Raw genomic sequence first — 6,713 nt, forward strand, 5'->3', positions numbered from 1 at the left:
TGGGGTCGGCCGGATTCGGGTACCAACGATCCAGTAGCACTGGTCGGTAAGGATCGGTCCTCAACATCCCTATTGCGGCGAGGTGAGCCTCATGTCCGCCCCCACCACCCAACGCAAGACCGTCACTGAGCGCGAGGCACGCCAGGTGGCGGAGGCCGCCCGGGAACAGGACTGGCGAAAGCCCAGCTTCGCCAAGGAACTGTTCCTCGGGCGCTTCCGGCTCGACCTCATCCATCCCCATCCGCTCCCGGAACCCGAGAGCGTGCGCCGCGGCGAGGAATTCCTCGCCAAGCTGCGCGTCTTCTGCGAGACGACCATCGACTCGGCCCGCATCGAGCGCGAGGCACGCATTCCCGACGAGGTCGTCGCGGGCCTCAAGGAACTCGGCGCGCTCGGCATGAAGATCGACCCCAAGTACGGCGGTCTCGGTCTCACCCAGCTGTACTACAACAAGGCCCTCGCCCTGGTCGGCTCCGCGAGCCCCGCGGTCGGCGCCCTGCTCTCCGCCCACCAGTCGATCGGCGTACCCCAGCCGCTGAAGCTCTTCGGCACCCAGGAGCAGAAGGACGCCTTCCTGCCCCGCTGCGCCCGCACCGACATCTCCGCCTTCCTGCTCACCGAGCCGGACGTCGGCTCCGACCCGGCCCGCCTCGCGACGACGGCCGTGCCGGACGGGGACGACTACGTCCTCGACGGGGTGAAACTGTGGACCACCAACGGGGTGGTCGCCGACCTGCTGGTCGTCATGGCGAGGGTGCCGAAGTCCGAGGGGCACAAGGGCGGCATCACCGCCTTCGTGGTGGAGGCCACCGCCGAGGGCATCACCGTGGAGAACCGCAACGCCTTCATGGGGCTGCGCGGCATCGAGAACGGCGTCACCCGCTTCCACCAGGTCCGGGTCCCGGCCGCCAGCCGCATCGGCCCCGAGGGCGCGGGCCTGAAGATCGCGCTCACCACCCTCAACACCGGCCGGCTGTCGCTGCCCGCGATGTGCGCCGGCGCCGGCAAGTGGTGCCTGAAGATCGCCCGGGAATGGGCCGCCGAGCGCGAGCAGTGGGGCAAGCCGGTCGCGCTGCACGAGGCCGTCGGCTCCAAGATCAGCTTCATCGCGGCCACGACCTTCGCCCTGGAGGCCGTCCTCGACCTGTCGTCGCAGATGGCCGACGAGGACCGCAACGACATCCGCATCGAGGCCGCCCTCGCCAAGCTCTACGGCTCCGAGATGGCCTGGCTGATGGCCGACGAACTGGTCCAGATCCGCGGCGGCCGGGGCTACGAGACGGCCGAGTCCCTCAAGGAGCGCGGCGAACGCTCCGTCCCGGCCGAGCAGATCCTGCGCGACCTGCGCATCAACCGGATCTTCGAGGGCTCGACGGAGATCATGCACCTGCTCATCGCCCGCGAGGCCGTGGACGCCCACCTCTCGGTGGCCGGCGACCTCATCGACCCCGACAAGTCCCTGTCGGACAAGGCGAGGGCGGGCGCCAACGCGGGCGTCTTCTATGCCAAGTGGCTGCCGAAGCTGGTCGCCGGTCCCGGCCAACTTCCCTCTTCGTACCACGAGTTCAAGCGCGAGACGGACCTCTCCGGCCATCTGCGCTACGTCGAGCGGCACGCCCGCAAGCTGGCCCGGTCCACCTTCTACGCCATGTCCCGCTGGCAGGGCCGGATGGAGACCAAGCAGGGCTTCCTCGGCAGGATCGTGGACATCGGCGCGGAGCTGTTCGCGATGAGCGCGGCCTGTGTGCGCGCCGAGCGGCTGCGCGGCGAGGGCGAGCACGGCCGCGAGGCCTACCAGCTCGCCGACGCCTTCTGCCGCCAGTCCCGCCTCCGTGTCGAGGAACTCTTCAACCGGCTGTGGGCCAACACCGACGACCTCGACCGCAAGGTGGTCAAGGGCGTGCTCGGCGGGGCCTACGAGTGGCTGGAGGAAGGGATCGTCGACCCCTCGGGCGAGGGCCCGTGGATCGCCGACGCGACCCCCGGACCGTCCACCCGTGAGAACGAGCGCCGCCCGTACGGCGGGTAGCCGCCCGTAGGAGCTCAGCAGTACTTGTCGCTCGGATCCCGCGTCGTCCAGGAGCAGGAGTCGACCTTGGTGCCGCTCGCCTTGGTCAGCGTGGCCGTGTCCTTGTCGTTGTTCCAGACGTAGGCACGGCGGCCCTGGTACTTGTTCGACGCGGTGTCCGAGCCGCTGCCGGTGTGGATCTTCATGTACTTCCCGGCGCCGATCCTGACGTCCGGCAAGACGTACCTGTGGTTGGAGGCGTCCTTCAGGACCCAGCCCTTGAGCGAGACCGCCGAGCCGCCGCTGTTCTTGATCTGCACCCACTCGGCGTTCAGGCTCGTGTTGGAGCGGTCGTCCCGGCCCGGGCTGTCGAACCAGACATGGTGGATGTGCACGCCGCCGGCCGCCTGGGCCGGGGTGCTGAGCAGGGTTCCGGTGAGCAGGGCCGCGCCCGCGAGGGCGGGCAGGGCGGCGCGTATGCGCACAGTACGCATGAAGAGATCCCCCCAAGGATGTCGTCCGCGAAGTCGTACCCGGACCGGCTGACGACCGGCCCGACTGAAGTGTTATCACATGATCTTCACTCCGACTTCACAAACGGAAAATCGCCTCATCCGGCAATGAAAGCTGTTGATGCACCCGCCCGGGGGATGCCCTGTCCGACCGCCCGCGGCGAGCGGCCACAATGGGGGGATGACCGACAGTCCCGCCAGTCCCGCACCCCTCGCCGACCCGCACCTCGTGTACGACCCCCTCGCGGGAGACGGCCCGAAGGACGTGGTGATCCTCGGCTCCACCGGGTCCATCGGAACCCAGGCCATCGACCTCGTGCTGCGCCACCCCGACCGCTTCCGGGTCACCGCCCTCTCCGCGAACGGCGCCCGCACGGCCCTGCTCGCCGAGCAGGCGCACCGGCTGCGGGTGCGGATCGTGGCGGTCGCCCGCGAGGGCGCCGTACCTGCTCTGCGTGAGGCGCTGACCGAGCGGTACGGCGCCGGGGAGCCGCTCCCCGAGATCCTCGCCGGACCGGACGCGGCCACCCAGGTCGCCGCCTCCGACTGCCACACGGTGCTCAACGGCATCACCGGGTCCATCGGCCTCGCGCCCACCCTGGCCGCCCTGGAGGCGGGCCGCACCCTCGCGCTCGCCAACAAGGAGTCGCTGATCGTCGGCGGCCCGCTGGTCAAGGCGCTCGCCAAGCCCGGACAGATCATCCCGGTCGACTCCGAGCACGCCGCGCTCTTCCAGTCGCTCGCCTCCGGCACCCGCGCCGACGTGCGCAAGCTGGTCGTCACCGCCTCCGGCGGTCCCTTCCGCGGCCGCACCAGGGCCGAGCTGGCGGACGTCACCGTCGAGGACGCCCTCGCACACCCCACCTGGGCCATGGGCCCGGTGATCACGATCAACTCCGCGACCCTCGTCAACAAGGGCCTGGAGGTCATCGAGGCGCACCTGCTCTACGACATTCCCTTCGACCGCATTGAGGTCGTCGTGCATCCCCAGTCGTATGTTCACTCGATGGTCGAGTTCACCGACGGATCCACGATCGCCCAGGCGACGCCCCCCGACATGCGAGGGCCGATCGCCATCGGTCTGGGCTGGCCCGAACGCGTTCCCGACGCGGCGCCCGCCTTCGACTGGAGCAAGGCCTCCACCTGGGAGTTCTTCCCGCTGGACAACGAGGCCTTCCCCTCGGTGAACCTCGCCCGGCACGTGGGGCAGCTCGCGGGGACGGCCCCGGCGGTGTTCAATGCGGCCAACGAGGAGTGCGTCGAGGCGTTCCGCACCGGCGCACTGCCCTTCAACGGCATCATGGAGACCGTCACCCGGGTGGTCGAGGAGCACGGCACCCCGGTCACGGGAACCTCACTCACCGTGTCGGACGTCCTCGAAGCGGAGACCTGGGCACGGGCCCGGGCGCGCGAACTGACAGACCGGACCGCGGAGGCGCGTGCATGACGACCTTGATGTTCATCCTCGGCATAGTGGTCTTCGCGGTCGGCCTGCTCGTCTCGATCGCCTGGCACGAGCTGGGGCACCTGTCCACGGCCAAGCTCTTCGGCATCCGCGTCCCGCAGTACATGGTCGGCTTCGGCCCGACCATCTGGTCGCGCACGAAGGGCGACACCGAGTACGGCATCAAGGCCATCCCGCTCGGCGGCTACATCCGCATGATCGGCATGTTCCCGCCCGACGAGGCCGGCCGGGTCTCCGCCCGCTCCACCTCCCCGTGGCGCGGCATGATCGAGGACGCCCGTTCGGCGGCCTTCGAGGAGCTCAAGCCGGGTGACGAGACGCGCATGTTCTACACGCGCAAGCCGTGGAAGCGCGTCATCGTCATGTTCGCGGGCCCGTTCATGAACCTGATCCTCGCGGTCGCCCTGTTCCTGACCGTGCTGATGGGCTTCGGCATCCAGCAGGAGACCACCAGCGTCGAGTCCGTCTCGCCCTGCGTCATCGCGCAGAGCCAGCACCGCGACACCTGCAAGAAGTCCGACCCGGCCTCCCCGGCCGCGGACGCCGGCATGAAGGCGGGCGACAAGATCGTCTCGTTCGGCGGCGTGCCGACCAAGGACTGGAACACCCTCTCGGACCTGATCCGGGAGAGCGCGGGCAAGAACGTCGCGATCGTCGTCGACCGCAAGGGCCAGGAGCTGACCCTGCACGCGAAGATCGCCACCAACCAGGTCGCCAAGAAGGACTCCAGCGGCACGTATGTGCAGGGCAAGTACGTGAAGGCGGGCTTCCTCGGCTTCAGTGCGGCCCACGGTGTCGTCAAGCAGGACTTCGGCCAGTCCGTGACCTGGATGACCGACCGGGTCGGCGACGCCGTCGACTCCCTCGTCGCCCTGCCCGGCAAGATCCCGGCCCTGTGGGACGCCGCCTTCGGCAACGGCCCGCGCGAGCCGGACTCCCCGATGGGCATCGTCGGCGCGGCCCGGGTCACCGGTGAGATCGCCACCCTGGACATCCCGGCCTCGCAGCAGCTGGCCATGGCCCTCTTCGTGGTCGCCGGGTTCAACCTCTCCCTGTTCCTGTTCAACATGCTCCCGCTGCTCCCGCTCGACGGCGGGCACATCGCGGGCGCCCTGTGGGAGTCGCTCAGGAGGAACGTGGCCCGGGTGCTGCGCCGGCCGGACCCCGGTCCGTTCGACGTGGCCACGCTGATGCCGGTGGCGTACGTGGTGGCCGGGATCTTCGTCTGCTTCACCATCCTGGTGCTGATCGCGGACGTGGTTAACCCCGTGAAAATCTCGTAGCCATCCGACGTTCGAGGCGGCCCGGGGCCTGGTGCTCCGGGCCGCCTTCCATTGAGTGGGTTTGCCGGGTGGGATGTGCCCGGCCCGGGGGCGGTGCCGTAATCTCGAAGCCTGGAGCCCGCCGTTCACGGGACCGGATCTTGATCCACGACTTGGGGTTGCACAGCAGATGACTGCGATTTCTCTCGGCATGCCGTCCGTTCCGACCAAGCTCGCAGAGCGCCGGAAGAGCCGGCAGATCCAGGTCGGATCCGTGGCGGTCGGCGGGGACGCGCCCGTCTCGGTCCAGTCGATGACCACGACCCGTACGTCCGACATCGGCGCGACGCTCCAGCAGATCGCCGAGCTGACCGCGTCCGGCTGCCAGATCGTGCGCGTCGCCTGCCCGACGCAGGACGACGCCGACGCCCTCGCGACCATCGCCCGCAAGTCGCAGATCCCGGTCATCGCCGACATCCACTTCCAGCCGAAGTACGTCTTCGCGGCCATCGAGGCCGGCTGCGCCGCCGTCCGCGTCAACCCCGGCAACATCAAGCAGTTCGACGACAAGGTCAGGGAGATCGCGAAGGCCGCCAAGGAGCACGGCACCCCGATCCGGATCGGCGTCAACGCCGGTTCCCTGGACCGCCGCCTGCTCCAGAAGTACGGCAGGGCGACCCCCGAGGCCCTGGTCGAGAGCGCCCTGTGGGAGGCCTCCCTCTTCGAGGAGCACGACTTCCGCGACATCAAGATCTCGGTCAAGCACAACGACCCCGTCGTGATGATCGAGGCCTACCGTCAGCTCGCCGAGCAGTGCGACTACCCGCTCCACCTGGGCGTCACCGAGGCCGGCCCCGCCTTCCAGGGCACGATCAAGTCCGCGGTCGCCTTCGGCGCGCTGCTCAGCCAGGGCATCGGCGACACCATCCGGGTGTCCCTCTCCGCGCCTCCGGCCGAGGAGGTCAAGGTCGGCCTCCAGATCCTGGAGTCCCTGAACCTCAAGCAGCGCGGTCTGGAGATCGTCTCCTGCCCGTCCTGCGGCCGCGCCCAGGTCGACGTCTACAAGCTCGCCGAAGAGGTCACCGCCGGCCTGACCGGCATGGAGGTCCCGCTGCGCGTCGCCGTCATGGGCTGTGTCGTCAACGGCCCCGGCGAGGCCCGCGAGGCAGACCTCGGCGTCGCCTCCGGCAACGGCAAGGGCCAGATCTTCGTCAAGGGCGAGGTCATCAAGACCGTCCCCGAGTCCAAGATCGTGGAGACCCTCATCGAGGAGGCCATGAAGCTCGCCGAGAAGATGGAGGCCGAGGGCATCGCCTCCGGCGAGCCGTCCGTCTCGGTCGCGGGCTGACGCGACACCGCTTCGGGGGGGGGGGGGGGGGCCGGGGGGGGGGGGGGGCGGGCGGGGGGGGGGGGGGGGGGGGGGGGGGGGGGGGGGGGGGGGGAGGGGGAGAGGGGGGGGGGGGTGG

The 6,713-nt window shown here is 69.8% G+C and carries 5 protein-coding genes; 4 read left to right on the forward strand and 1 reads right to left on the reverse strand.

What is annotated here, in order from left to right:
* The first annotated feature begins 91 nt into the window (after window positions 1-91).
* Window positions 92-2,029, forward strand: a complete 1,938-nt coding sequence (locus AC07DS_RS33650; protein WP_479151470.1) for an acyl-CoA dehydrogenase family protein — start codon at window positions 92-94, stop codon at window positions 2,027-2,029.
* Window positions 2,030-2,043: 14 nt separating this feature from the next.
* Here the strand turns inward: AC07DS_RS33650 and AC07DS_RS33655 are convergent, their stop codons facing one another.
* A complete protein-coding gene (locus tag AC07DS_RS33655) occupies window positions 2,044-2,502 on the reverse strand; it encodes a lamin tail domain-containing protein (RefSeq protein WP_479151472.1) in 459 nt (152 codons plus the stop codon).
* A 199-nt stretch (window positions 2,503-2,701) separates the two neighbouring features.
* Here AC07DS_RS33655 and dxr point away from each other — a divergent pair, with 199 nt between their 5' ends.
* The 3 genes from dxr to ispG all read left to right on the forward strand — a co-directional run bounded on the left by dxr (window position 2,702) and on the right by ispG (window position 6,595).
* On the forward strand, window positions 2,702-3,967 hold the full coding sequence (gene dxr, locus AC07DS_RS33660) for a 1-deoxy-D-xylulose-5-phosphate reductoisomerase (protein WP_479151474.1): 1,266 nt from the start codon (window positions 2,702-2,704) through the stop codon (window positions 3,965-3,967).
* Window positions 3,964-5,268 (forward strand): M50 family metallopeptidase, encoded by a 1,305-nt coding sequence (locus AC07DS_RS33665; RefSeq protein WP_336115988.1) that lies wholly within the window; start codon window positions 3,964-3,966, stop codon window positions 5,266-5,268. Before dxr ends, AC07DS_RS33665 begins: the two co-directional genes overlap by 4 nt.
* A 169-nt stretch (window positions 5,269-5,437) precedes the next feature.
* Window positions 5,438-6,595: a flavodoxin-dependent (E)-4-hydroxy-3-methylbut-2-enyl-diphosphate synthase gene (gene ispG / locus AC07DS_RS33670; protein WP_479151475.1), complete on the forward strand. Its 1,158-nt coding sequence runs from the start codon at window positions 5,438-5,440 to the stop codon at window positions 6,593-6,595.
* Window positions 6,596-6,713: the final 118 nt, after the last annotated feature.

The sequence above is a fragment of the Streptomyces sp. NPDC044064 genome, assembly GCF_056434245.1.